The sequence below is a fragment of the Mesorhizobium sp. M00.F.Ca.ET.216.01.1.1 genome (assembly GCF_004010325.2).
Classification (GTDB): domain Bacteria; phylum Pseudomonadota; class Alphaproteobacteria; order Rhizobiales; family Rhizobiaceae; genus Mesorhizobium.
On record NZ_SADR02000338.1, the window covers coordinates 1 to 328 of the forward strand.

General features: G+C 61.3%; 1 protein-coding gene. It reads left to right on the forward strand.

Features of this window, described 5'->3' with window-relative positions; all coding sequences use genetic code 11:
- The coding region (locus tag EN859_RS36370) for an NAD-dependent epimerase/dehydratase family protein (protein WP_135913686.1) at positions 1 to 328 on the forward strand (328 nt) is incomplete at both ends.

The following is a 328-nucleotide window of genomic DNA, read 5'->3' on the forward strand; positions in this document are numbered from 1 at the left end:
TCGTGCGCTCGGCCGTCAAGTACGGCAAACACCTCGTGTTTCCGTCCACCTCCGAGGTCTACGGCATGTGCACGGACGAGCAGTTCGATCCGGAAGAATCGCAACTGTCGTATGGCCCGATCAACAAGCCGCGCTGGATCTATGCGTGCTCGAAGCAGTTGATGGACCGCGTGATCTGGGGCTACGGCATGGAGGGCCTGAACTTCACGCTGTTCCGTCCGTTCAACTGGATCGGCCCGGGCCTCGACTCGATCTACACGCCGAAGGAAGGCAGCTCGCGCGTGGTCACGCAGTTCCTCGGCCATATCGTGCGCGGCGAGAACATCAG